Origin of the sequence: Paucilactobacillus wasatchensis (assembly GCF_000876205.1) — a bacterium.
Lineage (GTDB): Bacteria > Bacillota > Bacilli > Lactobacillales > Lactobacillaceae > Paucilactobacillus > Paucilactobacillus wasatchensis.
On the sequence record NZ_AWTT01000093.1, the window covers coordinates 1 to 1,036 of the forward strand.

The following is a 1,036-nucleotide window of genomic DNA, read 5'->3' on the forward strand; positions in this document are numbered from 1 at the left end:
AGATTTTGATGATTTGATCGAAGAAAATGGAAAAATTCAAACAAATGGATTGTTATTATTTTTAGGAACAATGGCTGGAGTAAATGGATCAGCTTCTTTGTTGCGGGTGTCAAGTTCTAATGCTATAAAGTATGCTTCTAAACAAATATTAGGGAAACCTTTAATGAAAACTTTGTGGTACCCATTATTAAAAAAAATAACTAGTATAGTTGCTGGCAAAACACTAACCAAAAAGGGACTAGCCTCTGGAATTGCGAAAATTGTTCCAGTCGTTGGTGGGGTTACTTCGGGAAGTATAACTATGATTGGAATGGAAATGTCAGGTAAGAAACTAAATTCAGAGTTATTAAGGGGATTTGAACAGAATTATTCAGAAAGAGATTATGAAAAAGATATAAAAATTATTGAAGCAGAAATAATATAAATAGGGTTCTTGCCAAGAAACTATAAGGTAGATTGTAACGTTTATGGAACAATATCAGTGGCAAGACAAAACAATCTATCCGGTCTGTACCCATGAAGGTAGCCGCTTTGGTGACAGTTTGAATGAACTATCAGAGATTGCCCAAGGAGCCTCGATTGAACGTGGATTGGCAGTTCGTGGGGTATGTGCTTACGACACTGATCAAGCCATCAAAAATTGGTTAAATAATTACGATCAAAAAGCAGATGACCAACCGATGGTAACGGTATCATATTGGCATCCACAATATAAAGATGAATAAGTTAGAAACAGGTAACAATGACAATTCCTGATAGATAATCATAGTACGACTATATTTTTAAGGTTCATCATAGAAAAGAAGAATTACACCAGCCTCAAACAAGAAATCAATGATGTTTTGGTCGCTGCTAGTTTGGATTCCTTGGACCTGATAATATACCTACGGTGTCTTTTTAGCTCGGTTATGTATCCAGCATGATTTATAGCTGGAGAAAACGATCCAGATATTTAAAATAGATAAAGAAAATTCAGAAATCACTTTTAAAGTTGGCGGTGTCTGTGTTTCGAATAAGTAACTAAATGTGACAACTT

The 1,036-nt window shown here is 34.8% G+C and carries 1 protein-coding gene and 1 pseudogene; both read left to right on the top strand.

What is annotated here, in order from left to right:
* Positions 1–424 (top strand): annotated as a pseudogene (locus WDC_RS09760) (hypothetical protein); the annotation flags it as partial.
* Positions 425–467: 43 nt separating this feature from the next.
* Positions 468–725, top strand: a complete 258-nt coding sequence (locus WDC_RS09240; protein WP_052497850.1) for an NADPH-dependent FMN reductase family protein — start codon at positions 468–470, stop codon at positions 723–725.
* Positions 726–1,036: the final 311 nt, after the last annotated feature.

Coding starts and splice junctions, on each gene's coding strand:
- WDC_RS09240 (WP_052497850.1), top strand. CDS start 468: ATGGAACAATATCAGTGGCAAGACAAAACAATCTATCCGGTCTGTACC.